Genomic DNA, 24,385 nt, shown 5'->3' with positions numbered 1-24,385 from the left:
TCACTCGTCAGATATTGCCTTTTGGGCACTTGTTGAACGGCGACTACACGGACGTGTCAGCGAAACCTGTATCCCGCGCGATCGTCTAACGGAAAAGCCGAATTTATCCGGCCAAAAGTCATTCCGTTTTAAATCATTCTGCGTTATGGGAAGACGGAATGCTGGCGCCCGTGAATGTTGCCAGCGAAAGTATGGAGCCGTTCGAAACCATGTCCGCAAAGATCTATCGTCCAGCAAAGACCGCCATGCAGTCTGGCAAGGCCAAGACGAATCTGTGGGTGCTGGAGTTTGATCAGGAAAAGCCGCGCACGATCGACCCGATCATGGGCTACACCAGCTCCGGCGACATGAAACAGCAACTGCGGCTGACCTTCGAAAACGCCGAGCAGGCCATCGCTTATGCGGAGCGCAACGGCATCGAATACCGCGTGATCGCGCCGAAGGAAGCGACGCGAAAGAGCGTGTCATATCCGGACAACTTCCGTTTCAACCGGATGCAGCCCTGGACCCACTAAGTCCTCCGGTCGCATTCGACGGGCAAAGCCCGGGACGGCCCCTTAGCTCAGTTGGATAGAGCACCTGCCTTCTAAGCAGGTTGTCGCAGGTTCGAATCCTGCAGGGGTCGCCATCCATTTCCTAAGTATTTGTTTCTAAATCGGAAATTTTGCTCAATCCCTCACCAAGATCAGAGTGAGGGGTTAGGATGTTCACGTTCAGTTTCTCTGCACCCGAAACTGCAAGCCGCTTCTTGTCCGCATTCCGGGTGTAATGGTTCGCCATCGAATCGCTCCGCCACCCGAACCGCGCCTTCAATTCGCTGTTGCTGTTGCCGCTCTCGGCAAGCACTTGGGCGAGCGTCTTACGAAGGCCGTGAGCTCTCCCATCTACACCAGCCTCTACGCAAACATCGGCAAACCAGTTGCCGAACGCCGCAGCGCTTTTGAACGGACGTCCGTGGATCGCCGTGACGAGGTAGGCCATTTGCGCCTTTGGCCTGGCAGCGAGCACCGCCGCGAGATTCGGGTGGATTGGGATATAGACCATCTCGTCGTTTTTGCCGGCCCGGTACTCGATCATACCGTCGCGGACATGTTGAGGGCCGATTCTGTAGATGTCGGAGCGACGTAGTCCGGTGAACAGCAACAAGTCCATCGCAAGCCTCGCCTGGCTGCCGTCCTCGTGCACTTCATAGACTTTGGCTATGTCCTCGGCGGTCCAGGGCTTGAAACCGGCGGTCTTGGGTTTTGGTTGCTTGACGCCGCGGACCGGGTTTTCCTTCACATAGCCGGCATCGACGGCCCACTCGAAGAGATAGCCCATCGTCTTCATGTAGTTGATTGCGGCAAAGGGAGTGTCGGCGCGACGATCGCGGCCCTTCGCAATCGCAACACGATCTATCTGACGAATCAATAGCTTGCCGCCGGTTTTGCAGACGGATTTTAAAATGTTTTCTCGCTGGCGCTGCGTCGACGCGCGCAGACCCTTGAAGGCGGCGCTCAGCTTATATTTGCCAACCAGCCAACCGAGGGTGTTCTTGCTGGCTCCATCCGCCTGCACGGGCTCATTCGCCATCAGCTTGCGGTAGGCTGTGGCGAATTCGGCCGAGCCCCATTCGCCAGGTAGACGAGTTCTCTTGCCTTTGCCTATGCGGAAGTACCAGCGAACGTTGCCGTGCCGGTCAACTTCCTTGACGATGTATGGGTACTGTTTCCGTGGCATGGCGACTATTAGAGATACCCAGCCGCGCTTTCTTCAAGCTCTTTTTGTGAATAGCCGTCGCCATCGCCATTGATGACAACGGCGCCATTGGGCTCGACGCGGATCGACTTGACCTCAAGACCAGCTTTCTGGACCGCCTTGATAGTGCGGCTGATCGCGTCCTGCGTGACTGGAATGGCTCTTCGTCCCATTTTGTCACCTCCTTTCCAGTAGATTGGTTTTCGTCATTGCCAGAGGCGCGCCGCGGGCATGCACCGCGACGGAGCGCGGCAAGGGTGTCGCAGAATTCCCTCACCATCGGTGGATTCGCTGTGCTTAAGGGCTTTCTTGTCGAGCTTGGGAGCGGGGCGAGGTTGCTCAACCCAGTACTTGGCCGGGATATCCGCCTCGTCGGTGACGATCAGGCCGGGGGCGCGCTTCGAGAGCGACAGGGTTGCCGTCGGGAGCTTCATCGACATCTGGTCGGTTGCCAGCATCGCCTGTTCGATCAGGGCGCGGATCCGATCGGCGCGCTTCTCGATCGCCTTGCGGCGTGCCTCGAAGTCGGCTTCCTTGGCCTTGAGCCCAGTCACGAGAACGTCGCACTCGTCGAGTTCTGCGATTGCCTCGTCGATGGCCTCCATGAGGTTCGTTTCGCCCTCGATGGTGTCGGCGACGAGCTGGGCGTCGTCGTCGGCGCCTTGGTTGCGGAGGTCGACGAGGAGGGCCTTTGCCGCCTCGGTCTGTCGGCGCATGCTGTGTTCGATTGCGGGAGCGGTCATTAGACGGTCCTCTCGGCTACGATTTTGCGGTGGATCTCCTCGGTGTTCGCAAAGCCGATCGCCATGAAGGCGAGGAAGGCGGCGAGGAGGATGATGAAAGCGGCGACGCCGTAGGTGGCGCGGTTGAACTCTGCGAGCCCGTCCAGGTCGATGTTGCGGGCCGGCGGCAGTTGGCAAGCGCCACATTCACAGTATCGATTGGCCGGGTCGCAGGCGTAGGAGACGGGACGGCTGCTCATAGCCCGGCCCTCAACTCGCGCCGGTACTCAGCTGCGTCCTCGGCAGCCATGGCATCCTTGTCGGCCGCATCTTCGAGAAGGTGGTTCTTGAAGCCGTCGCTCTCGTAGATTTCGTGCTCAACCCAGCTGGGGAGAGGGAGCTCGACGGATTCCAGCATCGCGCGGATCTGCTCGACCTCGACAGAGCGGGGCTCTTCCGGCTGCGTGAGTGCGTCGTCATCGTCCAGGTATGTGAAGAGGGGATGGCAACTTGATCCCGACTTCGGTGCTCATGAGGATGGCGGTACTTGGCCTCACTGCAGAGCAGGCGGCCGAGGTTGCCGACATGCTCGCGGCCGTTGAGACGGCAACGAAGGAAGAGGCAGGGGCGTCGATCGAGGCTCGGCGCAGGTCCGACCGTGAGCGCAAGCAGCGTCAACGTCACGGGATGTCACGTGACGTCGCGGGACAGGACGTGACCGAACGGGACAACCCCACCCCTGATAAAGAAAAGTCCCCCACACCCCCTAAAGAAATTAACCCCACCCCATCCTCGCTTCGCTCGGAAAACAAACGCGGGACGCGCTTGCCGGCTGGCTGGGCTCTCCCGGCAGCATGGGGCCAGTGGGCTATCGATCAGGGCCACTCCGAAGCAACGATCCGTTTCGAGGCCGACAAGTTCCGCGACTTCTGGGTCGGCAAGAGCGGCAAGGACGCCGCCAAGCTCGATTGGGAGGCCACCTGGCGCAACTGGATGCGGAACGTGGCGAAGCCGCGAGCCCAAGCTCAAGCGCCCCCGCGAGAAACCGAGAATGCCCGCCATCAGCGGGAGTTTCGAGAAGCCATCCAGCAGAAACTGAACGGGAATCCAGGCCATGACGAATTTGCCAGCACCGGCCCAGCTTTCGACCTTGAACCGGGAGATTACCACGCTCACCGAGCGACTGGCACCGGCTCGCGCTGATGCCATCGTTCGCAGCCTCGGCGTCATGCAGAGCGCTGGCATGAGCCTGCCTCAGGGTATCGACCCCCAGAAGTTTGACGTGATCTACGGCTACGCCCTCGACGGCGTGCCGAATTGTGGTCTGACGATCGCGACCCAGAAGCTCATCAAGGGCGACTACGCCGGCAACCCGGATATCTTGCTCGGCATGATCCCGAAGCCGCCGATCCTCGCCGCGCTGGCGAAGCAGGAGGCGAGGGCGGCCCGCGAGGATCTGGCCCACAAGCGCGAGATCGCCTCGGCGATGAAGGGCGTCGCTCCGGAGGTCGACCGCTCGCCGGAGGTGATGGCCCGCGTTCGCGCCCGGCTGGCCCAGTTCCGCCAGGACCACGAGGAGGCCAAGGCCAAAGAACGGGGCGTCGTAATTCACGAGCCTATGTCGCCTGAGAAGGCCGAGTACTGGGCCAAGATCCAAGAACTGCCCGACTGGTGGGAGATCGGAGCCGATCAGATGGCGTTCCGCCGCAAGATCGAAGCCGAGGTCTCCGAGGTGCGCGCCGACGACGAGGCAAGCCATGCTGCTTGAGCTCCCGCAAGACATCGCGATCAGCGAGCCGGTCTATCGCGCCGCGGTCCTTTTCCGTCGTCGCAAGCTGATCGGCAAGCCGAAGCCGCGGAAGGTCTATGTCCCGAAGCCGAAGCCGCGCGCGCCGGCCGACGACCACGTCTGGGCCTTCCGGGCCTACCGGCTCCAGCAGAGCCCGCACCTCACACCGACCGATTACGTGCGGATGCGCAGCCTCGAATTGAGGATCTCGCCGGATGTGATGCTCGGCCCGTCCAGGAAACGCACGGTCACGACCCAGCGGAACCGCATCATTTTGGAGCTTCGCCAGCGCGGCCTGTCGCTTCAGCAGATTGGGTTAGTCCTGCACCGCGACCACACGTCGATACTGCACGCCATCCGTAGGGTCGAGGCAGCGGAAGGCGACGACGAAGCAAAGAACTGGGTGCGGCGCAAGAACAGGCAGTCCCTCGAAAGCCAACATCGCATCAGAGCAGAAAAGGAAGCGGCGCTATGAGCTGGTACGCAATCAAGACCCGACCCGGAACCCAGCGGCCGGCAACGCCGCGGATTGGCGAGACCGAGGACCGAAAGGGCGAGTTCATCATCGAGCGGAACCTCCGTGACGCGGACATCGAAATCTACATGCCGTCATTCCGGAAGGACATCAAACACCACCGGACCAAGGAACTGATCGAGCGCCGCTTCGCCATGATCGTCGGCTACTCGTTCGTGTATCTGCCGACAGGGGACTTCTACCGCCTGTCACGCGTTGACGGTGTGACGGCGATCCTCGGCGTTGCCGGCTACCCGCTCCGTATCTCGGACTTCGAAGTCGCGAGCATCCGCCAGGCCGAGGAGATGGCAGGGTCCGCACTGCAGCGCGAGCGCGATGCCCGGAAGAAGCGTAGCCGCAAGCAACTGCAGCAAGAGTTTCCGAAGGATTCCGCCGTCCGGATCGCGCCAGAACACCGCCTTGTCGGCGGCATGCTCGCCACCGTCCTCGACGTCACCGGCCGCAACACGATCAAAGCTGTGGTCGAGTACCTCGGCGGTCTCGTCCACGTCGATCTGCCGCTTGAACTAATCGACAAAGTCGCTTAGAGTACCTGCAACCATTGGTGATTTGCAGGCTGTTCTGATTGCGGACCTCGATTAGAGGGATTACTCGCCGGGCCTTAGGGAGGACGTCACCGCCTCCCGCCATAGGTGCGTATTGCCGAAATTCTGATCTTCTCCTCAACGATCCTGCGTTTGCGGGACGGGCAGGTAGACCTTGGATGCAACGCGCTTTCCATCGAGTAAAGATCCCTCGACCCATAGATAGGCCGATATACCGAAGATCGTGAGCAGTAGAATACTGACCGGCAGCCCTGCTGAAGAGCGATGATCAGGTTCATGGAAGTTCTTTCGACCCAACATGGCCGGTACCAATTTGCACATACGAGAGCGACGTCGTCACGTGGGCTCTTCCCGCCAGACGGCCTGACTGGTCAACAAAGTTCGAAGCTCTGTAGCAAGTTGGGATTATACCACGCTCGCCGAGCGCCGCGCGGGATCACAGGTGGTGAGGCAGATGGCTGCCGCAACTTGTTCGCTGTTCGTAGCTATTTCAAGCGCACAAAAGCTGCCCCAACTGAGGTAATTCCGGTCAAGTCGGAGTAGAGCAGCCCGGTAGCTCGCGTGGCTCATAACCACGAGGTCGCAGGTTCGAATCCTGTCTCCGCAACGAGTTACGGCGCCAGAGAGCCTCGCCCGTCTCCCGGAGAAGCGGGAGCGCGGAAACTTCGGTCGCTTCCAGCACCATGTTAGGTGCCGCAATAGAGTTTCAGGGAGGCTGCGCGCTTGCCAATCTCAACAGATCTCGCAACAGCAGAAGGGTTTTGCGTTGGGAGCTTACCGCCGCTTGATTGCATCATGACTTCGAGGGCTTGCTCGAATTCTGTCAGGACGATAGTCTTCTTCTGTGCAAGAAACCAATCTGAGGTTTTCTGCCGTATCATGTTGCGAAATCCTGCCTCGACGGCGCCCTTGTCCTTGAGTGGAGCAACCACGCGCATGCGCGCGGGTTTCCCGTCAGAAGTGCAGCCATAGACAAAAATGCCGTTCTTCGCGGCGATCGCGTTCGCGCTACAAAGCGAGAGCGCCCCAGCTATTAGTAATGTAGCAGTCAACGTGTTTTTCACAGTTGCCCCTCGAGATTTCCCCCAGGCAGAACGTTCACTCAACGTCGCAACAAATGCAAGTTGTGCCCCTGGAAATCGCGACCACACAAGGACCGCCGTCTATGACGCAGGGTGGGCGCCTTCGCCGCGAAAGCCGAAGCCCATAGATCTACTGGGTTGAAGGCGCTTATGGGCTCTATTGAGCGGGCGTCGTAGTTGAGGGTTGGGTAGTCGACGGTTGAGATGTCGTTGGCTCAGCCGTGGTAGTGGGCGGTGTTGCCCTTTCCGCGCTCCCGTCCTTCCATGGCATGAGGAAGAGGATCGCGAGGACAATCAACACAGCAGCAGCAAGGATTCCCAGGGCGGTATTACGGCTCATGCTCGGCTCCTCATAGACGCATACATGCGACGACTTGCAAATTATATCACGGCAACCAGAGGCGCGCCCGGCGGTGATCCCGCATGCCTGAATAGGGAGCCGGACCTATGGCCCAACTTCTGCATGGTAGTCGTGATCCCGTCAGGGTAGAGATACACCAAGGACCGTTGGCGGAGGAACACGCTTGGTGAGGGGGTATCTGTTTGGGATCCTGCTCCTTCTCGCAGCCTTTATCGTGATTAAGTGGGAACTACGAGATCCTGAAACAAACCGGTGGAAGGTATCGGCCGGCGAAAACAGAATAGGATTTGCGTTGCTTTCGCTTGTCTTTATCGCCGCGTCAGTCCTGTTGTTTTGGCCCTGACGACGAACCGGTTCGTGACGCGCGCCCTTTCAGCACCACTACCAGTAAGCCAGCAGCCACAAGGGTACCAAGGGTAGCGCCCACGCCACCAACCAGCATCAGGGCGTAGAATTCGAAAGGGTCTTCGTTGGCGGTCAATGTGACGGCCCCACGCCTGCGGACCTCGCCGGTAACGAGCGCATGGATAACCCCATAAAGCGCCCCAGGCCCTAATGATAACATGCCGATCACAATGAGGATTTTGTGGAGCCGTCCTCCGGCGAGAAGACGCTCACAAATCTCTCGGAGTTTATCCCGCCGTTTCGTTGTTCCAGGCATTCAGAATGCTTCCCCGATGTCTCAACTTGTGCCCTCAGGAGAGGGTAGAGGTTGCGACATCAGCGTACAGTTTGGGGCAGGCCCGCAAGACGACGCTGTTCCTCTACAATCATATTCATGATGTCGCGGGCTCGTTCCTTGACGTACACGACGCGGCCGCCGTCGATAGCGAGTTGAATAATGGCTCTGTGGGCATCCCCCATGCCGTCATAGAAGTCCGTGGCGTTGTCCATATTGACGAATATCGGTTGTCCGTCTTCGCTGGTAAGTTCAAGCCACATTTCATTCTCCTCCACGGTTGCTGCATCAGTGCTATAGCACCAGGCAAAACAAGTTTGCTCAGCGGTAGCGCTGAGGCAAGTGGTGATTGATGCGCCCACAACCGCCAGCGTCGATGTTCGACGACATTAGTTCGCCAGCCTTTGCCCCCGCCGCGGATATGCCTGATTGGGTGCGCGAGACCTTCATCGATGCGGGCTCACCGGTCCACAATCCAGACCATGCGCACCTACGCTTCGCCGACATCGGCTTCCTCTGGACCACAGTCGGCAACAGCAAGAAGGGCCGCCGCGTAATCGGCCAGTGCGAGACAGGATCGCCGCAGGGCACGATGGGCAAGTGGTCACGCGCTCGGGCAGAGATGCAGGTCAAGCAGTGGTTCGGCCACGTCCCGGATTTCATCATCACGCTGGACGCTAACTACTGCCGAGAGTGTGGGGGAGTTCATGGCGCTGGTCGAGCACGAGCTCTATCACGCCGCCCAGGACGTCGATGCTTTCGGCGCGCCCAAGTTCAGCCGCTCGACTGGCCGCCCGGTGTTCGTCATCCGTGGACACGATGTCGAGGAATTCGTCGGTGTGGTCAGACGCTACGGGGCAGATGCCGCTGGCGTCCGCGCCATGGTCGATGCGGCCAACCAGAAACCCGAGATCGCCAGAGTGCAGATCGCGCATGCATGCGGCACCTGCCAGCTTAGGGTGGCTTGAACTACTCGCCGTTACGAACCCGCTCCATGTAGCGCTTCCTGTCCTCCTCTGACGCGCCAGCCGACAAATCCTGCCCTAGCTCGACACGCTGCGCGACGGGCAGCCATGGCCGCCCTGGGTTTTCTTTGGTCCAGAGTTGTTTGGCGCGTCGTTCGATCTCTGCGTCTTCCAAAGGTGCCTCCTATGCGAGCCTTGATGGAGCCTTTACAGTTCAATGGCCAATCCAAAGTACTCCGACCAGGTAAAGACGTACGTAGTGCAGGCTCTCGCGTGTTTCGACAGTCCAGCTGTCGTAGCGAAGGCAGTCAAGGCCGAGTTTGACGTCGTCATCAGTTCGCAGGCGGTAGAGGCCTACGATCCGACCAAGCGCGCAGGGCAGAAGCTCTCGCAGCGGTTTCGTATGCTCTTCGAAGAGACCCGCAAGACCTTCCTTGAGGACACCGCCTCGATCGCGATCAGCCATCGCGCCGTTCGTCTCCGCGCTCTTCAGCGCATGGCAGACAAGGCAGAAACCCAGGGCAACATGGTGCTAGCATCATCGTTGCTGAAGCAGGCGGCGGAAGAAGTCGGCGGCGCCTATACGAACCGACGCGAGATCACAGGCAAGGACGGCAAGGATCTTCCGACGCCGGTCTCTCCGGTGACGATCTTCCAGTTGCCCGATAATGGCAGGGGTTGAGCAAGGGCAGGGCGCCCAGACAATCATCCGGCCGCAGGCTGGCCCGCAGACACAATTCCTTGGCTCGCCGGCGGATATTGCCATCTACGGCGGGTCGGCAGGTGGCGGCAAGACATGGGCTCTGCTCATGGAGCCGCTGCGCCATGTCGCGAACCCACAGTTCGGCGCCGTGTTCTTTCGGCGCACGCTGGTGCAGGTACGAAACGAGGGCGGCCTCTGGGACGAGAGCGAGAAGCTCTATCCCAGCTTGAACGCAAAGCCGAAGGTGGCGCCGGACCTATCGTGGACGTTCCCATCTGGGGCGTCCGTCAGCTTTGCCCACCTCGAGCACGACAAGACGGTATCGAACTGGCAGGGCTCGCAGATCCCGCTGATCTGCTTCGACGAGCTCACGCACTTCAGTGCAAAGCAGTTCTGGTACCTGCTGTCACGTAACCGCTCGATGTGCGGCGTCCGGCCGTATGTCAGGGCAACCTGCAACCCGGATGCAGACAGCTGGGTCGCCGAGTTCATTTCGTGGTGGATCAACCAGGACACCGGTCTGCCGATCCCGGAGCGGGCCGGTAAGCTTCGATACTTCGTCCGCATCGGCGATTCGATCATATGGGCCGATCATCCGTCGGAACTCGCCGAGTACACGGCACCCGATGAGAACGGCAACCGGAAGCCGATCGAGCCAAAGTCGGTGACCTTCGTCCCGGCCAAGCTGACGGACAACAAGGCGCTGATGGCGGCCGACCCCGGCTACCTCGCCAACCTGATGGCCCTGCCGACGGTCGAGCGCGAGCGCCTCCTCGGCGGCAACTGGAAGATCAGGCCGGCGGCAGGGCTCTTGTTCCAGCGCGGCTGGTGTGAGGTCGTCGATGCGATCCCGGCAGGGGTCGTCAAGTGGATGCGCGGCTGGGATATGGCGGCGACGCCGAAGACAGAGGGCACTGACCCAGATGCCACGGCAGGCACCAAGGTCGGCAAGCTGTCAGACGGACGCTACATCGTTGCGCACCACTGCAACGACTTCCTGTCACCGTCAGGCGTCGAGCGGTTGATCCGGAACACGGCGGAAGCCGACGGCAAGGACGTGCAGATATCGCTGCCGCAGGACCCGGGGCAGGCTGGCAAATCGCAGGTCACCAACCTGACGAAGCTGCTGGCTGGCTTCACGGTGCGGGCCACGCCCGAATCCGGTGACATGGTCACACGGTTCAGCCCATTCTCTGCCCAGGCGGAAGCGGGCATGGGAAACATCATCGCTTTCGTCCGCGACAGCCTGACGAACATGGTTGCGAACATCGGCACCAGCCGAGATAAGGCGGCGTCGACCTTCTACTCGATGCCGATGCTTTCGGACGAGGAGTTGCTCAACGCCTACCGTGGCGCATGGCTACCGCGGAAGATCGTCGACATCCCGGCATTCGACAGCGTGCGCGCCTGGCGTGATTGGCAGGCGAAGAAGCAGCAGATCGAGCTTATCGAGGCCGAGGAGAAGCGCCTCAACGTCAAGGGCAAGATCCTCGAAGCCAAGATCAAGGCTCGGCTCTGGGGCGGCGCGGCCGTTGTCATCGGTACCGGTGACCAGAACCTGACCGAGCCACTCGACGTGGAGCGTGTTGGCAAAGGCGGGCTGAAGTACCTCACAGTCATGTCGCGGCGTAGCCTGACAGCCGGCGAGATCGACCGCGATCCGGCCTCCGAATGGTATGGCAAGCCAATGCTCTATCAGGTGAGCTCGTCCGGCGGCCGGCAGGTCGATATTCATCCGTCGCGCCTGGTCATCTTCAATGGTGCCGCGCAGCCGGACGAAGAGATTACACCACTGCTTTCCCTGGCTGGGGTGATAGCGTCCTTCTGTCGGTCGTCGAGGCCATCAAGCAGGCAGACGGGACCGCGGCGAACATTGCTAGCCTCGTTTTCGAGGCCAAGGTCAATGTCATCCGCATCCCCGACTTCATGCAGAACGTGGGGGATGAGCGGTACCGCGCCAAGATCCTTGAACGCTACACACTGGCGGCCACGGCCAAAGGCATCAACGGCGACCTCCTCCTCGACAAGGAAGAGGAGTTCGAACAGAAGACGGCGAGCTTCGCCACGCTGCCAGACGTGCTTATGTCGTTCATGCAGCTGGTATCAGGCGCGGCCGACATCCCGGCAACCCGCTTGCTCGGCCAATCGCCTGCCGGCATGAACGCCACTGGTGAAAGCGACCTGCGCAACTACTACGATCGCCTGCAGGCCATGCAGGAGGTCGAGATGACACCGGCAATGATGCGCCTCGACGAGTGCATCATCCGCAGCGGGACCGGCTCGCGCGACCCGGGTATCTACTACGAGTGGGCACCGCTCTGGGGCATGTCGGAGAAGGAAAAGGCTGACGTCTTCAAGACGAAGGCCGACGCCGCGCGCCAGTTGGTGGGCACTTCGCCGGGACAGGAAATTATCCCTCGTGAGGCTGTGTCCGACGCTCTGGTCAATGCGCTCGTCGAAGATGGGTCGCTACCCGGCCTGGACGCGGCGATCGAGGAACATGGCAAGCTGAGCGAGCAGGAGCCTTCCGAGGACGAGCTTGCGGCCGCAGCAGTCGCACAGTCAATTCAGGAGCGATGAACCGGATAGGCTCATCAAGAGGCCGAGAATATCACCATGAAAATTGCGGCCCAGAGTAAGGCCGACAACTCGGCCGCCAACAGAAACCCAAACGTGGTGTCGCTCATACAATCCTCCGTAGGCAACCTCCATTGCCGGGAGGAACTATAGGGGAGAGACGACGGCTCCGCTACTAACTAAGACGCAAGCAGCGAGTAAATAAGAACGCCGACAGAACCCCAGAAACCAACCATTACCAGCGCCATCGCGGCAACCAGAACCTTTGTCACGACAAAACTCCTTCGACTGTTGTGCGGGTCCAAAACCTAGCCCAGCGCTGAAATTTTAGTATCGGACCATGGTCTGATCTCGCTGCTTTCGTTGACGGTGTGTCGGACCGCCATCGCCGCAGATCGTTTTTCTTCTGAGGTACTACTCATGAAATTCACAGACACTGCGCCGATCGCGGGCACGCGACGGACCGCCGACGGCTACCTAGTTGCGGACGTCCGCACCGCTCGTACTGGCATCCAGCTTTATACTGGCCGTGAGGTCGGCAAGCCGGAAATGCAGTCTGTGAAGGTCTACCGCTCCGCCGATCAGGTCTTCGACAAGGCCAGCCTTGGCAGCTACGCCCACAAGCCGGTGACGAACGATCACCCGACGGAAATCGGCTGGTTCTTACACCGCTTGTGCCGATTCCGATGAAGCCGCCCCTTCGTTCCGAGATGATTGCGCTCCCAGTTTCCGGGATGATCTCGCCCCCTGTCTAGGGAGGTCTGCGGGCGATGATTGTTGTCAGTTCAATTAGGCTAGGTGTCAAGCTTTGCGGGGTAGGTTTCGGCGCAGACTATCGCCGCTCAATTCGATGCGGTGGGCATTGTGGACCAACCTGTCGAGTATGGCATCGGCATAGGTTGGGTCGCCGATGACACCGTGCCAGGCGGATACGGGAAGTTGGCTGGTAATGATCGTCGACCGACGGCCGTAGCGATCTTCGAGGATTTCCAGCAAATCGTGACGGGCCTGTTCATTGAGCGGTTCGAGCCCCCAATCATCCAGTATCAGGAGCTGAACGTGGCCCAAGGTCCGTTGCAGCCGGGCATACCGGCCGTCACCACGCGCGAGCGCGCATCGGCTATCATTGCGGTCGGATCTTCGCAGAGGTGAAAGTCCAGAAAAAATGTGTGCTCATCAGGGTGTTTGATTGCGGGGTTCCTGACCCGTTGCATATGCTTCGGCACATTGAGCATGCGAAACTGAACGGCTGGCAGCATGATAAGGAGATGCGGCTGCAGGACGTGGAGGAAATCGAACCCGCGATGCCTTTCGTGGCAGCTTCGTTAAGGAGAGCGATGCGGTTGTAACAAAAAAGGCCGGGCTGAACCCGACCTTCCGAGAACCGGTAGCGGGTGGTTCTGGTTCCTCCGATGAGCCTTTTGAAACCCATTGGAGATACCGCAAATCAAGCTTTGTCGTCGCTTGACGCGAGCCAGACGCTACCGGCAAAGGGATTATACTCCTCCCATCTCTCAATGCCAAACTCTTTCAACTCGAAAGCCTCCCTACAGAGGGAAAACGCTCGGGCAACGCCTTGCCTATGTCTTGATACCCGCGACATGCCAGACGACGGAAATCCGGCTCCTGCAGGGGGATTTTGAGGGCGGCGGGGATCACTCCACTATCAAGCGGTGGCGCGCCAATCGTCATCGTCATCGGCAGTGACGCCATCCACCGGCCATTCCATCAAAGCAAGCTCGATCTCGGAGACGATCCATATCTTGCGGCTGTGCCATCGTCGCGGCTTGGGAAGAAAACCCTCCAGCACCATCTCGTCCACTGTGTTCATGCTCACCCCGATCGCGGTAGCAACTTCGCTCCGATTGAGACCGAGCCGCGGAATCGGTCGATCCGGGTAGAGTTCGTTGTAGCGCCGACGAGCGTCCTCGAGATCGGCTTCCATTCATCTTGCCTTCCGCGTCTATGCTCGCTGGGCTCAAAACTGAGCCGAGCACCTAGGCTCGCACAGCACACCATGTAGTCAAGGAGTAGGGCACAGCCCAAACTGGCTATTGAAAAGGTTACAGATTTCTGACGCGCTCATTGATAAACTAGCGACATGCGTGGCTTGCTGCTCTCGATTGTTGTGCTGAGTGGGCTCCTGGCGGTCGACTGGATCGCATCCGAGGGGCGCTATAGCAGCGCGGTTTGGCGCGGAGCGAATGAAGAAGGCCAATACGTCCGATATCGGGTGCAAGATTTGGTCGATATGATCGGCCTGTAGTGCGGCGCATCCATGACAATCTACTGGGGCAGCAAGAAACCGCTTTGGGATTGGCTGCTCTCGATTTCGAAAATCTCGCGCTTCAGACGCGCAATGTGCGCATACGAATACTGCGCATCCTCCAACAGCATATAGGCTTGGTCTTCCGCGAATTTCGCATGGCGGCGATGGTTGTCGATCTGCGCCAGCTTTTGTTTGATCCGAGGATCGTCCCTGTGCATTCCAGCCTCCTGGAAAGCCCCCGCCATAAGCTGGGTTTGACCTTCAGAGTTAAATTAGCAGCCACTGAAATTCAGCGCCAGTTGCTCACGTGAGCTACGCCAAAGGCAGGAGTAATCGGGCGGCGTGACCTCTCACGTACTCCCATCTCGTTTCGCTCCTCTTGTTTAACCGCGTCACGCAAAAGGGGGCTATAAATACGGGCGCAAGCTACGCGACGTCTACCGCAATGGGCAATCGCTCGGGGGCCAGCTTGTTGACGTGGGGCTGGTGCTGTTAGCGCTTTGCCGAGATGGCCCTGGTCATCGGCGATTGAGCCCCGGTCATCTACCTCCGGGAGCGCTGAGCGGTGAGGGGTGAGTTTAAAATTTCTCAAATGATTCAAAGGGACTTAATCGCCCCTCACTTTTCCCGCTAAGCGTTGTTTTCATTGCGAAAATACGGACTTCTTGCATTCCTGCAGGGGTCGCCAAGTTTCTAACGATCTGTTTCTTCGATAGAAATTGTGGATCCTGTCACGAGGTGCGCAGGGCGGCCTATGTGGCGTTCCGCTTCAACGCCTCCACGAAGTGAATAACCTCGCTTACCGTATTGTCGTTCCAGATGTCGTTGTGGCCGGCGCGCTCGTCGATCTGCATCTGCTTGGGTTCAGGCGCAATGCGATAGAGCGCTTCGCCCGACGACAGGGGAATGCTGTCGTCCAACCGTCCGTGAATGAAAAGCTTTGGTTGCGTCACCGCCGCTATTTTGAGGTCGGAGCGGAAGGGATCCTTGATGAGGAGCGTGACCGGCAGGAACGGATAGCGCGCTTCGGCGACCGACAGAACCGACAGATATGGGGAGATAAGGATCACGCCGGAGACTGGCCTTTGTGCCGCCGTGTTCACGGCGACGCCAGTGCCGAGCGAGCGGCCGAGCACGACGATGCCCCCTTTGGTGCGGTGCGCCAGCCAGTCGAACGCCGCGATGCCGTCGGTCAGCAAACCGTCCTCGCCTGGTGAGCCGGTCGATCCCGGATAGCCGCGATAGGAAATCGCAAGCAATCCAATGTCCCGCGCAGCCAATGCCTGTGCGAGAAACCCATAGTTGTCTGTTCGATCTCCATTCCCGAAAAAGAGCAGCACACCGGGTTTGTCGGGCTTACCTTCACTATAAAGCGCGTGCAGCGTCTCACCATCTGGTGTTTTGACGGAGACGTTCTCACCCCAACTCGCTGGGTTCGGTGCGGCAGTGGCGTCGGCCCCGGGATAGAGAAGGGTGCGCTGCGAAAAATAGATGAGACCGAGAAGAACGAGATAGGTCAGCACCGCCACCAGCGAAAAGATGAGTAGAAATCTTGTGATGCTCATGACGCCACATCCAGCTACAGGGATGGAAGAGTCTCCGTCAAAAAAACACATCGATCGAAATATCCGAAAATATTGATGCTGAGTACTGCAGTGTCAGCGGATGGTGCGAAACGTCCGGAGCCAGTGGCGGATATGTTCGCTAATATGCGGTAGAAGTTGTAATTGGTCTGTATTTGCTCACGCCGTACCGATCCTTGACCTCCGCACGAAGACTGGACCAGGTGAGCCTGGCCGATAATGGATGCGGCTGCCTGCGGCCCTTCCTTTTGTGATGGCACATAAAAAAACGGGCCGGTGGATAGCTCCAACCGGCCCGTTCCGGCAAAAGGCGGAAAGGGGAACGTCTCTGCGCGGGGCTGCAGCGCCGCGCGTAGGGAGATCGATACGGACTGATAATGCCCGAACGCCATTTCCGGAATTGACATTTATCGCTCAAAAATTGACATTTCCCGCATGCCCTCCGATGGACGTCCACAATCTGTGATCGAAGTTTCTGTCGTCATCCTGCCGGAGTCGTCGATCATGTCGCTCGCCTCGGTGCTGGATCCGATGCGCGCTGCCAACCGCATCTCCGGTCGTGATGTATTTCGCTGGCGGCTGCTTTCGGCGGATGGAAAGCCGGTGACGTTGACCTGCGGCGTGCCGATCGTGGTCGATGGCACGTTTGCCCAGCCGCTCGCCGGCGACGCGCTGCTGGTGATCGGCGGTTTCAATCTCGACCGGCATGTGGGAAAAAAATTCATCGGGATCCTGCAGGAGTCCTCCCGGCATTTCGACATCGTCGCCGGCATCGAGTCAGGCTGCTGGCTACTCGGGCGAACCGGCCTGCTCAATGGCCGGCGGGCGACTGCCCACTGGGAAGAACTCGAAGACTTCAGCCAGGCTTTTCCGGCCTTGACCGTGCTTGGCGACCGCTTCGTCGCCGACGGCAAGTTCTGGACATCGGGCGGCGCATCGCCGACCTTCGACATGATGCTGCACTGGATCACGCAGAGATTGGGTTCGGCGCTGGCACTCGATGTCGCCAGCATCTTCGTCTACGACCAGACGCACAACGCGACCGACGTTCAGCCATTCGTTTCGCTTGGGCGCATCGAGACGCGCGACCCGGAGCTCGCCGAGGCGATTCGGCTGATGGAGCGCACCCTTGAGCGTCCGTTGACGATCGCGGCTTTAACGAAGCGGCTGTCGATTTCGCAGCGCAAGCTGGAGTTACTTTTTGCGCGGGGACTGTCGACCAGTCCCGGCGCCTACTATCTGCGCCTTCGCCTTCAGGTCGCACACCGTCTGGTTCGCGATTCTGGCAGCGCGATTCGCGAGATTGCACTCCGCTGCGGCTTCGACAGCCTGTCGGCTTTCTCGCGTGCCTATAGCCGCGAATACGGCATGAGCCCACTGAAGATGCGGCTGGCGCGGCGAGCGGCTGCGGCTTAGCGTTGGCAAAGGCCAAACGCGCCTGCCGCATGTTCTTGTCCTTTAATCGTACCCGATTAAAGGACAAAAAAATGCAGCAATTCAAAGTGCTACAGCGACCTTTGCGCGTCTGATAAGACGCGCGGCGCTGTAGACATCTCAGATATTCAGATCAGGACTAGGGGTCAGTGGACCGTCTGCGGCGGTTCGTCGGTAAACGCCTGGATGCCGTCTCGCCGCACGGTCGCAATGAACTCCTCAAAGGCTTCGCGATCGGTGGGGAAGGGTTCCTCCCACGTGGTGGAAAAACCTTCCTCATCGATAACCTCGAGGACCCAATCGAGATTCGAGCCTGCTGGCCGATAAATGCGCAATTCGACGACGACGCCGTCGTCACTGAACTGGCCGGAAAATTCTGAATACTCGTACGTCTGCTCTTCGTCAGTCATTTCCGCAGTCTAACACGCTTGATAAAGGACGTCTCATGCTGTTCGGCAGTTATCGCTGCTCCAGCGGGCATCGATGCTAGTCGTCACCGTCATCTTGTACTTGGCACCGAGAAGCTGGTGCCGGCATGGCTTGGCCCCATCCAAAAACATGGCCCGACCGCCCAGGCGCTACGCGCGGCGGCCAGGTTTTTGGCGATGGGAAGGCCCCCCTGGCCAGGTTCGAAGCTACGGAGCGTCGAAATTGACACCCCGTCCGCTCCGAATGTTGCTGTTATCGGCAGCGTGCTTCGTATCGCCGACCGTAGCGATCACGATAGATGCAATAGCCGGCGCGCTCTTGCGAACGACCGATCAGGTTGCCTATGACGCCGCCGGCGACAGCGCCGATTGCCGCGCCGCCCCAGCTATCGCTCACGGCGCCCCCGATGATGGCACCGGTGCCAGCGCCAATCGCCGTCCCTTTCTCGGTCTGCGTGCAGGACGCAAGCGTACCAATCATTCCAATCGCAATGATAAGCTTTTTCATGCTTTCACCCCTTTGCTACAAATCAACCTGGGAGTTCACCACTCTGCATCCTCAGCGCGAGCTTAAGCATCTACGCAACGCGCGCAATTGTCGATAGTGGTGTTTTGCTGGGAGCAAGGAATCTCTGACGATTATGCGACCGCTCGCTCAAGGCCTCCAGCCGGCGGTCTACCAACCGGCGGCGGGCCTTCCAAGCGCAGGGCAACTATCGCCAGTAGCTTTGCTCGCTGTCGACTGACGATCGGCCCATGACGTAGCCAATCGCAAACGCAAGCAAGCCGACGGCAAGCGTTAGTCCGGCTGCAGTGTACGGGTGATCTGCGGCCCCGACCGCCGCGGCGTTTGCCTCACGGCTCACGGCGTCGGCGGCTGTCTTTGCGACCTTGCGGGGGCCTGTAGGTGGTTCGATGGGTTTTCCGGTGAAGCCCGCTTTCAGATCTTTCGCCACGATGTTTCTCCTTGTGGTGGTCAGGGAAGGAACTGTCGATTCGACAGGAAGTTCCGGAACTGCACGCCTGCGCCGCCGCCATACCGCTCGCCGGGACTGCTCCGATGGTGCCAGACCGCTCGGCCCGCGCGGGGTCCATTGTTCATCGGAGGTTCAGGCTGATCAGCACACAGTAATTGGCAGATAGGAGGAGTTACGATGAAAAAACTCTTATCCGCCTTCGCAGCGATTGGCTTGGCTGCGTCTTTCGCGTTGCCGCTAAGCGCCGCTCCGATTTTCGTGCCGAAACCCGTCCAAGTGCAGACGGACACTGTCGAACTGGTTAAGCACCGGAGTCATCGTCATTGGCGTGCGGATCGCCGGTGGGATCGTCGGTGGGATAGGCGGTACGCCTGCGGTTACTATGGCAGGTGCTACCCCCGCCATTACGGTTACTATGGTGGCTACCGTGACCGCGGCTACTATGGCTACCGCGACTATTACCGCTACCAGCGTCGATCCGGCGTTACGGTCTACTTCGATTTTTAGCGGGAATCGCGTGAGGACATTCAGCAGGTCGATGAGGTCGTCGGCTTGCGCTCGGGCATGACCCCGGCATAGTGGCGAGAATGCACAATGTAAGCTGCCAACGCGCCTCACATTATTGCAGATCAGATAGCCTGCTGGAGATCTTGAACTTAAGTCCAGTGTGATATCCCGAAACGGAGCTAGGCATCCGGGCGATATCGAGGGGCGTCGGAATTCTGCTCCCGCCACATGGCGTCGCCGAACAATGCGGCTTCGTCGCTCAGTCCCTCGCGGAATTGATCGGTGATGTACCGGGCCAGTAAATCGGCGCGTTTTCCATGACGCGGGATACTGCACCAGATGCACACCCGGTCGAACGTCCGTTGGAGCATGTCTAGTTCGTCCGGGGTGATCCGGCTGTTTAGGCCTCCCGCAATCTCCTCCATCGAGACCTCTTGGTTGCCCTGCCGAAAGTGTCCGCGTTCGGATCCAACGCAGCGGATTTGTAGAATCCGATCATGTGTTTCAGAGCGCCGCTCTCACGAACGCCGCCTTGGTAGCAATTGATAGTGCGGCTTGCGATCGCCTCAGCGGCCTCACTATTCCGCGACAGGCCGAGCCCACACAGGACGTCCTTAAAAATCTGGTCTATCTGGTCGATTTCGTGGGGGAGAAGCATCTTCGAATTGGTCGTCGGAGACATCGCGCGACCTCCTATACTGGGGCGAAAGCGTGATGATCTTCCAGCCGCCGAGGCCCTCATCTACGCCCGCGATGGTGCGATTATGAGCCGACACTGCGGCAATGCAACTAGACGGAAGTTGCGGGCCTCGGGGTGAGCGTCGCCAAAAAAGCGCGCTACGGATTTCTCGTTGTGACAAAGCTAGTGCCAAATGTGTGCCAAAGCCTCCGCCGCGCCACATCCAAGTGGCAACTTCCGGGCGCATGCAAGGGTCTCTGGAGCCTACGGCTCTGAAGGCGTTCCGCCCTCATGTTTTCGTGAGACCATTTTGATACCGGGAAGGGCGGGAAGCGCCTGAAAAAGCCCGGAGAATAAGGGAAAGCATGTTACTGCTGGGGCGCATGAAAAAGGGCTAGGAATGGCCATAACCCCTTGAATTCGTTGGTGAGCGCGCAGGGATTCGAACCCTGGACCTACTGATTAAAAGTCAGTTGCTCTACCGGCTGAGCTACGCGCTCCCTGGCCGCGGCTGTTAAGCCCGGCGGAAGTGGGCGGACATATGCACGCGTGTTTCCTGTCGGTCAACCGAAAAATTGCGGGTTTTGTGAAGAAACGGTGCATGGCGCAATGATCGCCAAAAGGTGATTGGTATCATCATGATCCTGCGGCTAAGGAATGGCCCAAATGCCGCATGCCGGAGTTCTTGCCGTTGTCGATCGCCGATATTTCCATCTGGACCGCCATTCTTGCCGGCGCCCTCTCGTTCCTTTCCCCCTGCGTCCTGCCACTCGTGCCGCCCTATCTTTGTTACATGGCGGGCGTTTCGGTCGACCAGTTTCGTAGCGGCGATGCGGCGACGGTCGGAAGCACCCGGCGTGCGGTCCTGCCGGCGGCGCTGTTGTTCACGCTCGGGTTCGCAACTGTCTTTGTGGCCCTTGGGGCAGGGGCCTCGTCGGTCGGCATGCTGCTCAGGCAGCATATGGATCTCCTGTCGCGCATCGGCGGCGTGATCATCATCATCATGGGCCTGCATTTCCTCGGCGTGTTCAAGATCGGGCTGCTGGCGCGCGAGGCACGCTTCCAGGGCGGCGGCAAGCCGGCGACGCTCTCCGGCGCCTATATCATGGGGCTAGCCTTCGCCTTCGGCTGGACGCCCTGCATCGGTCCGGTGCTAGGCACGATCCTCGGTGTTGCCGCTGCGCGCGACACCGTGTCTGACGGCGCCATGCTGCTGGCCGTCTATTCGCTCGGGCTTGCCATTCCGTTCTGGATCGCGGCTGGCTTCTCTGGCGCCTTCATGCGCTTCATGTTGCGCTTCCGCCGTCATCTCGGCCTGGTCGAGAAGCTGATGGGCGGCCTGCTGGTGCTGGCGGGCCTCGCTTTCCTCTTCGGTTTCATCAGTTCCGTCGCCATTTGGTTCCAGACGACCTTCCCGATCCTGATGAAAATCGGCTAGGGCACACCCTCGTATTTCGGAATCACTTTTCCTAAGGGGCCAGCCTAATCGTCAGGCCGGTTCATGGGCTAGGCGTGCGAAGGCTACTGCGTGTTTCGTTTAATCGTACCCGATTAAAGTACAAAAACATGCTGCAATTCAAAGTGCTACAGCGACCTTTGCGCGTCTGGTAAGACGCGCGGCGCTGTATAGGTGCCGGCGCGGGGAAGTGAAAGATGCGAGGGGAAAGATGACGGAAATCGCGGGCCTGGTGATGCCGTTCTTCGGCCTGATCTTTCTCGGCTATCTGACGGCGCGTTTCGTCCAGCATCCGGGCGAGGCAATGGGGTGGCTCAACACCTTCATCATCTATCTCGCTCTGCCGGCACTGTTCTTCAAGCTCGTCTCACGCACGCCGATCGAGCAGCTGGCGCGCGCCGACTTCATCCTGACGACGGTCGGGGCGACTTACATCGTGTTCTCGCTGATCTTTCTCATCGGCGTCTATATCAGGCGCAACTCCATTGCGGAGGCGACGATCCAGGGCTTCGGCGCCGCCTATGGCAATATCGGCTACATGGGCCCCGGCCTGGCGCTTCTTGCTTTGGGTGATGCGGCCGCGGTGCCGGTTGCGCTGATCTTCAGCTTCGAGAATGCAGCCCATTTCGCCGTCGCGCCGGCGATGATGGCGATATCAGGCGGCCGACAGGAAAAACCGCTGGTGTTTGCCGCAAGTGTCGCGCGCAAGATCATCCTGCACCCGTTCATCCTTGCGACGCTCGCCGGCGTCGTCGCCGCCTTCTTCGCGGTGCAGCCGCCGGTGCCGGTTCAGCGGCTCATCGATTATCTCGCGCAGTGTGCAGCACCTTGCGCGCTCTTTGCCATGGGCGTGACACTGGCGCTGCGCCCGATCAAGCGCATTCCCGTCGAGATCGGCTACATCGTTCCGGCCAAGCTGCTTTTACATCCGCTCGTCATGTTCACGGCCATGAGCCTGACGGGCAACTATGATCCGATCTGGGTGCAGACCGCGGTGCTGCTGGCAGCACTACCGACGGCAACGAACGTCTTCGTCATCGGCCACCAGTATGGCGTATGGCAGGAGCGGGCCTCGGCGACGATCTTGATCACCACCACGCTGTCGGTCGCAACCGTCACCGGCCTGCTTTACCTGATCCGCTCAGGCGCTCTTCCGCCCGATCTTTTCCCGTAGGCTATCCCTAAAGGCGTGAAGCGCGCTGCCGGGATGAACGCCTTCGCGCATCAGCAGGCTGCGGAGCGGCCCGACGGCGGAAAGCACATGCAGCCCGAGCGCGCGTAGCGCCTGCACCGGCAGGAAGCTGGAAAGCAGCGAGCGATTGAGCAGGTCCACGCTCGCCGTGCGGCTGATGATGTCCGGCCGGCGGCGGCTATCGAAACGATCGCCGATATCGCCGGAAAGCGTTTCTCCACTGGCCGTACCGATGATATCGACGAGCGTCATCACATCGCGCAGGCTGAGGTTGAGGCCTTGGGCGCCGATCGGCGGAAAGGCGTGGGCGGCTTCGCCGAGGAGCACGACACGCCCCTTGCCGAAGCGCTGCGCAGTCATGCCCGAGAGCGGGAAGGATTGCGGCGTGCCCTCGACCGTCACCTTGCCGAGAATCGATTGCATCTGGTCCTCGACCGCGCGGGAGAGTGCAGCAAGGTCCAGCGTCAGCGTTTGTGCGGCCTCGTCGGGTTTGCGCACCCAGACGAGGCTGGAGCGGTTGCCGGGCAGGGGAACCTGGGTGAAGGGGCCGCTTTCGGTGTGGAACTCGGTCGAGATGTTCTGGTGCGGCAGTTCGTGCGCAAAGTTCAAAACGACCGCCGTCTGGGGATAGGACCAGGTGCTGACGGAGATCTTCGCGGCTTCGCGCACCGGCGAGCGGCGACCATCGGCGCCGACGAGCAGATGGGCACTGCATTGGCTGCGGTTTGCCAGCTCGATCGTCGCGACAGTATCCGAAAGGTCGAAGCCGATTGCGGAGGTGGCGATGCGCGTCAGCGTCGGGCTCTCTTCGGCCCGCTGGCGGAGAATGTCGATGAAAGGCGCGTTCGGGATGTTGTAACCAAAGGCGTCGAGCCCGACTTCCGAGGCGCGGAAATTGACCGGCGGCGCACGCAGCAGCCGGTTGGTTCCGTCGAGAATGCGCATGGTCGAGAGCGCTGCCGTCAGCGGCTCTACCTTTTCCCAAAGGTTGAGCTTTTTGAGATACTCGATCGATTGGTCCATCAGCGCCGTGGTGCGTCCGTCGGCGACCGCCGGCTCTGGACCGATCAAGGCGACGTGGTAACCGGCGTCGGCAAGCGCGATGGCCGCGAGCGATCCCGCAAGACCTGCACCGATGATGGCGATATCGTAGTGATCCATGAGGCAACCAACCTTTCACGCACGCTTCGAGGCGTCTTGGCCGAGCCTCGATCATACCTCTAGTCGCGGGCGAGAGCGAAATAAATGGGTAGAATCAGCGCAGAAGCAATTTGCAAGTGTCCACAGGACAATGGGGCTGCAGGAAGCGACCGAGCTTGAATTTTAGTGGCGATGCGTTGCAAAGGGTGCATATTACGCGCAATGCGCCGCAGAGCGGTTGAGGCGGGCTTCCGGGTCCGTACGGGGAAAACAGCAGGGGTGGGCGGCGTCCGCAGATGAAGTTCTTTAACTACAAACGAGTTCCCTACGCCGAGATTCGCGCCTTTTCCGTGCATATCTTGACCGCCTCGGGATCGTTTCTTGCTTTCCTCGGCGTCGTTGCGGCGGCCGAGCACCGCTTCGTCGATATGTTCTGGTGGCTGGGCCTGGCGCTGCTCGTCGATGGTATCGATGGGCCGATCGCCCGCAAGGTCCGCGTCAAGGAAGTGCTGCCCAACTGGTCGGGCGACACGCTCGACAACGTCATCGACTACGTGACCTATGTCCTGCTGCCGGCCTTTGCGCTCTATCAGAGTGGCATGATCGGCGAGCCATGGTCCTTCGTGGCGGCGGGTGCGATCGTCGTCTCGAGCGCGATCTACTATGCCGACATGGGCATGAAAACGGACGAATACTTCTTCTCGGGCTTCCCCGTCGTCTGGAACATGGTGGTCTTCACGCTGTTCGTCATCCAGGCGAGCGAGGTGACGGCGTCGATCGTCGTCTTCGTCTCCGTGGTGCTCACCTTCCTGCCGATCAATTTCCTCCACCCGGTCCGCGTCCAGCGTTTGCGGCCGCTGAACCTCGGCGTCTTCCTGGTCTGGTCGGCGCTGGGTGTCTATGCGCTGCTCCTGCATTTTGCGACACCGGCCTGGGTCGTGACCGGTTTTGTCGTGACAGGCATCTATCTCTACGTGATTGGCTTCGTGCTGCAGATTTTTCCAAGTCTCGGCCAGAAATAGGAG

27 protein-coding genes, 3 tRNA genes and 5 pseudogenes are annotated in these 24,385 nt (G+C 59.8%); 17 read left to right on the top strand and 18 right to left on the bottom strand.

Features of this window, described 5'->3' with window-relative positions; translation table 11 throughout:
• The first annotated feature begins 209 nt into the window (after nt 1-209).
• The gene (locus ACTJKM_RS10515) at nt 210-515 is read left to right on the top strand and encodes an ETC complex I subunit (RefSeq protein ID WP_034791376.1); all 306 of its coding nucleotides are present in this window, start codon (nt 210-212) and stop codon (nt 513-515) included.
• A 36-nt stretch (nt 516-551) separates the two neighbouring features.
• Nucleotides 552-628 (top strand) — tRNA-Arg (locus ACTJKM_RS10510).
• A gap of 8 nt (nt 629-636) precedes the next feature.
• On the opposite strand, the gene ACTJKM_RS10505 is transcribed toward ACTJKM_RS10510, so the two are convergent.
• The 5 genes from ACTJKM_RS10505 to ACTJKM_RS10485 are packed head-to-tail and all read right to left on the bottom strand — an operon-like array spanning nt 637 to nt 2,877.
• Complete coding sequence (locus ACTJKM_RS10505; RefSeq protein WP_058328148.1) at nt 637-1,719, bottom strand: tyrosine-type recombinase/integrase; 1,083 nt, start codon at nt 1,717-1,719, stop codon at nt 637-639.
• An 8-nt stretch (nt 1,720-1,727) separates the two neighbouring features.
• A complete protein-coding gene (locus ACTJKM_RS10500; RefSeq protein ID WP_058328149.1) occupies nt 1,728-1,910 on the bottom strand; it encodes a hypothetical protein in 183 nt (60 codons plus the stop codon).
• Nucleotides 1,911-1,943: 33 nt separating this feature from the next.
• Nucleotides 1,944-2,480, bottom strand: coding sequence for a siphovirus Gp157 family protein (locus ACTJKM_RS10495; RefSeq protein ID WP_058328150.1), 537 nt, complete (start codon nt 2,478-2,480; stop codon nt 1,944-1,946).
• Entirely contained in the window at nt 2,480-2,719 is a 240-nt protein-coding gene (locus ACTJKM_RS10490) for a hypothetical protein (RefSeq protein WP_058328151.1), read from the bottom strand. The genes ACTJKM_RS10495 and ACTJKM_RS10490 overlap by 1 nt, the downstream gene beginning before the upstream one ends.
• Complete coding sequence (locus ACTJKM_RS10485) at nt 2,716-2,877, bottom strand: hypothetical protein (RefSeq protein ID WP_156436909.1); 162 nt, start codon at nt 2,875-2,877, stop codon at nt 2,716-2,718. Before ACTJKM_RS10485 ends, ACTJKM_RS10490 begins: the two co-directional genes overlap by 4 nt.
• Before the next feature lie 167 nt (nt 2,878-3,044).
• Here ACTJKM_RS10485 and ACTJKM_RS10480 point away from each other — a divergent pair, with 167 nt between their 5' ends.
• The 5 genes from ACTJKM_RS10480 to ACTJKM_RS10460 all read left to right on the top strand — a co-directional run bounded on the left by ACTJKM_RS10480 (nt 3,045) and on the right by ACTJKM_RS10460 (nt 5,934).
• On the top strand, nt 3,045-3,662 hold the full coding sequence (locus ACTJKM_RS10480) for a hypothetical protein (RefSeq protein WP_440660314.1): 618 nt from the start codon (nt 3,045-3,047) through the stop codon (nt 3,660-3,662).
• Nucleotides 3,574-4,227, top strand: a complete 654-nt coding sequence (locus ACTJKM_RS10475; protein WP_245296173.1) for a hypothetical protein — start codon at nt 3,574-3,576, stop codon at nt 4,225-4,227. Before ACTJKM_RS10480 ends, ACTJKM_RS10475 begins: the two co-directional genes overlap by 89 nt.
• On the top strand, nt 4,217-4,723 hold the full coding sequence (locus ACTJKM_RS10470; protein ID WP_058328154.1) for a helix-turn-helix domain-containing protein: 507 nt from the start codon (nt 4,217-4,219) through the stop codon (nt 4,721-4,723). The genes ACTJKM_RS10475 and ACTJKM_RS10470 overlap by 11 nt, the downstream gene beginning before the upstream one ends.
• Nucleotides 4,720-5,310 carry a transcription termination/antitermination protein NusG gene (gene nusG / locus ACTJKM_RS10465; protein WP_058328155.1) on the top strand — a complete coding sequence of 197 codons (591 nt, stop codon included), beginning with the start codon at nt 4,720-4,722 and terminating at the stop codon, nt 5,308-5,310. The genes ACTJKM_RS10470 and nusG overlap by 4 nt, the downstream gene beginning before the upstream one ends.
• A gap of 551 nt (nt 5,311-5,861) precedes the next feature.
• A tRNA-Met gene (locus ACTJKM_RS10460) sits at nt 5,862-5,934 on the top strand.
• 80 nt (nt 5,935-6,014) lie between these two features.
• On the opposite strand, the gene ACTJKM_RS10455 is transcribed toward ACTJKM_RS10460, so the two are convergent.
• Both ACTJKM_RS10455 and ACTJKM_RS10450 read right to left on the bottom strand, forming a co-directional pair.
• A complete protein-coding gene (locus ACTJKM_RS10455; protein WP_156436910.1) occupies nt 6,015-6,392 on the bottom strand; it encodes a hypothetical protein in 378 nt (125 codons plus the stop codon).
• Between the two features lie 1,099 nt (nt 6,393-7,491).
• Nucleotides 7,492-7,713 carry a hypothetical protein gene (locus ACTJKM_RS10450; protein WP_058328158.1) on the bottom strand — a complete coding sequence of 74 codons (222 nt, stop codon included), beginning with the start codon at nt 7,711-7,713 and terminating at the stop codon, nt 7,492-7,494.
• Between the two features lie 89 nt (nt 7,714-7,802).
• Between ACTJKM_RS10450 and ACTJKM_RS10445 the strand changes: the two are divergent.
• A pseudogene (locus tag ACTJKM_RS10445) lies at nt 7,803-8,418 on the top strand (putative metallopeptidase).
• 1 nt (nt 8,419) lies between these two features.
• On the opposite strand, the gene ACTJKM_RS10440 reads toward ACTJKM_RS10445, so the two are convergent.
• Nucleotides 8,420-8,590, bottom strand: coding sequence for a hypothetical protein (locus tag ACTJKM_RS10440; RefSeq protein WP_156436911.1), 171 nt, complete (start codon nt 8,588-8,590; stop codon nt 8,420-8,422).
• Between the two features lie 42 nt (nt 8,591-8,632).
• On the opposite strand from ACTJKM_RS10440, the gene ACTJKM_RS10435 reads away from it, so the two are divergent.
• The 4 genes and pseudogenes from ACTJKM_RS10435 to ACTJKM_RS10420 form a co-directional block, all read left to right on the top strand.
• Nucleotides 8,633-9,097, top strand: coding sequence for a DUF2280 domain-containing protein (locus tag ACTJKM_RS10435; protein WP_058328159.1), 465 nt, complete (start codon nt 8,633-8,635; stop codon nt 9,095-9,097).
• Nucleotides 9,084-10,319: pseudogene (gene terL / locus ACTJKM_RS10430) on the top strand (phage terminase large subunit); the annotation flags it as partial. The gene ACTJKM_RS10435 and the pseudogene terL, both read left to right, overlap by 14 nt.
• 12 nt (nt 10,320-10,331) lie before the next feature.
• Nucleotides 10,332-11,698 (top strand): annotated as a pseudogene (locus ACTJKM_RS10425) (DUF1073 domain-containing protein).
• Nucleotides 11,699-12,115: 417 nt separating this feature from the next.
• A pseudogene (locus ACTJKM_RS10420) lies at nt 12,116-12,346 on the top strand (DUF2213 domain-containing protein); the annotation flags it as partial.
• A 150-nt stretch (nt 12,347-12,496) separates the two neighbouring features.
• Here the strand turns inward: ACTJKM_RS10420 and ACTJKM_RS10415 are convergent.
• The 4 genes and pseudogenes from ACTJKM_RS10415 to ACTJKM_RS10400 all read right to left on the bottom strand — a co-directional run.
• Nucleotides 12,497-12,811: pseudogene (locus ACTJKM_RS10415) on the bottom strand (ATP-binding protein); the annotation flags it as partial.
• 550 nt (nt 12,812-13,361) lie between these two features.
• The gene (locus tag ACTJKM_RS10410) at nt 13,362-13,640 is read right to left on the bottom strand and encodes a hypothetical protein (RefSeq protein ID WP_058328163.1); all 279 of its coding nucleotides are present in this window, start codon (nt 13,638-13,640) and stop codon (nt 13,362-13,364) included.
• A gap of 341 nt (nt 13,641-13,981) precedes the next feature.
• A complete protein-coding gene (locus ACTJKM_RS10405) occupies nt 13,982-14,182 on the bottom strand; it encodes a hypothetical protein (protein WP_058328164.1) in 201 nt (66 codons plus the stop codon).
• A gap of 534 nt (nt 14,183-14,716) precedes the next feature.
• A complete protein-coding gene (locus ACTJKM_RS10400) occupies nt 14,717-15,529 on the bottom strand; it encodes an alpha/beta hydrolase (RefSeq protein ID WP_058328165.1) in 813 nt (270 codons plus the stop codon).
• Between the two features lie 453 nt (nt 15,530-15,982).
• Here ACTJKM_RS10400 and ACTJKM_RS10395 point away from each other — a divergent pair, with 453 nt between their 5' ends.
• The gene (locus tag ACTJKM_RS10395; RefSeq protein ID WP_058328166.1) at nt 15,983-16,963 is read left to right on the top strand and encodes a GlxA family transcriptional regulator; all 981 of its coding nucleotides are present in this window, start codon (nt 15,983-15,985) and stop codon (nt 16,961-16,963) included.
• A 164-nt stretch (nt 16,964-17,127) separates the two neighbouring features.
• Here ACTJKM_RS10395 and ACTJKM_RS10390 read toward each other — a convergent pair whose 3' ends face one another.
• The 3 genes from ACTJKM_RS10390 to ACTJKM_RS10380 all read right to left on the bottom strand — a co-directional run bounded on the left by ACTJKM_RS10390 (nt 17,128) and on the right by ACTJKM_RS10380 (nt 18,365).
• Complete coding sequence (locus ACTJKM_RS10390) at nt 17,128-17,391, bottom strand: hypothetical protein (RefSeq protein WP_057255881.1); 264 nt, start codon at nt 17,389-17,391, stop codon at nt 17,128-17,130.
• A gap of 271 nt (nt 17,392-17,662) precedes the next feature.
• Nucleotides 17,663-17,917: a YMGG-like glycine zipper-containing protein gene (locus ACTJKM_RS10385; protein ID WP_057255883.1), complete on the bottom strand. Its 255-nt coding sequence runs from the start codon at nt 17,915-17,917 to the stop codon at nt 17,663-17,665.
• A gap of 205 nt (nt 17,918-18,122) precedes the next feature.
• On the bottom strand, nt 18,123-18,365 hold the full coding sequence (locus tag ACTJKM_RS10380; RefSeq protein WP_058328167.1) for a hypothetical protein: 243 nt from the start codon (nt 18,363-18,365) through the stop codon (nt 18,123-18,125).
• 198 nt (nt 18,366-18,563) lie between these two features.
• Here ACTJKM_RS10380 and ACTJKM_RS10375 point away from each other — a divergent pair, with 198 nt between their 5' ends.
• Nucleotides 18,564-18,893 carry a hypothetical protein gene (locus tag ACTJKM_RS10375; protein ID WP_058328168.1) on the top strand — a complete coding sequence of 110 codons (330 nt, stop codon included), beginning with the start codon at nt 18,564-18,566 and terminating at the stop codon, nt 18,891-18,893.
• Between the two features lie 179 nt (nt 18,894-19,072).
• On the opposite strand, the gene ACTJKM_RS10370 is transcribed toward ACTJKM_RS10375, so the two are convergent.
• Both ACTJKM_RS10370 and ACTJKM_RS10365 read right to left on the bottom strand, forming a co-directional pair.
• A complete protein-coding gene (locus ACTJKM_RS10370; protein WP_058328169.1) occupies nt 19,073-19,318 on the bottom strand; it encodes a hypothetical protein in 246 nt (81 codons plus the stop codon).
• 678 nt (nt 19,319-19,996) lie between these two features.
• Nucleotides 19,997-20,072, bottom strand: a tRNA-Lys gene (locus ACTJKM_RS10365).
• Nucleotides 20,073-20,263: 191 nt separating this feature from the next.
• On the opposite strand from ACTJKM_RS10365, the gene ACTJKM_RS10360 reads away from it, so the two are divergent.
• Nucleotides 20,264-21,010, top strand: coding sequence for a cytochrome c biogenesis CcdA family protein (locus ACTJKM_RS10360; RefSeq protein ID WP_058328297.1), 747 nt, complete (start codon nt 20,264-20,266; stop codon nt 21,008-21,010).
• Between the two features lie 229 nt (nt 21,011-21,239).
• Entirely contained in the window at nt 21,240-22,202 is a 963-nt protein-coding gene (locus tag ACTJKM_RS10355) for an AEC family transporter (RefSeq protein ID WP_057255892.1), read from the top strand.
• Here the strand turns inward: ACTJKM_RS10355 and ACTJKM_RS10350 are convergent.
• A complete protein-coding gene (locus ACTJKM_RS10350; RefSeq protein ID WP_058328171.1) occupies nt 22,170-23,381 on the bottom strand; it encodes a UbiH/UbiF family hydroxylase in 1,212 nt (403 codons plus the stop codon). The genes ACTJKM_RS10355 and ACTJKM_RS10350 overlap by 33 nt on opposite strands.
• A 275-nt stretch (nt 23,382-23,656) precedes the next feature.
• Between ACTJKM_RS10350 and pcsA the strand changes: the two genes are divergently transcribed.
• Nucleotides 23,657-24,382 (top strand): phosphatidylcholine synthase, encoded by a 726-nt coding sequence (gene pcsA / locus ACTJKM_RS10345; RefSeq protein WP_058328172.1) that lies wholly within the window; start codon nt 23,657-23,659, stop codon nt 24,380-24,382.
• The last annotated feature ends 3 nt before the right edge of the window (nt 24,383-24,385 follow it).

The sequence above is a fragment of the Ensifer sp. 22460 genome, from assembly GCF_052044935.1.
Lineage (GTDB): Bacteria > Pseudomonadota > Alphaproteobacteria > Rhizobiales > Rhizobiaceae > Ensifer.
This window is presented reverse-complemented; position numbering and strand designations above follow the sequence as displayed.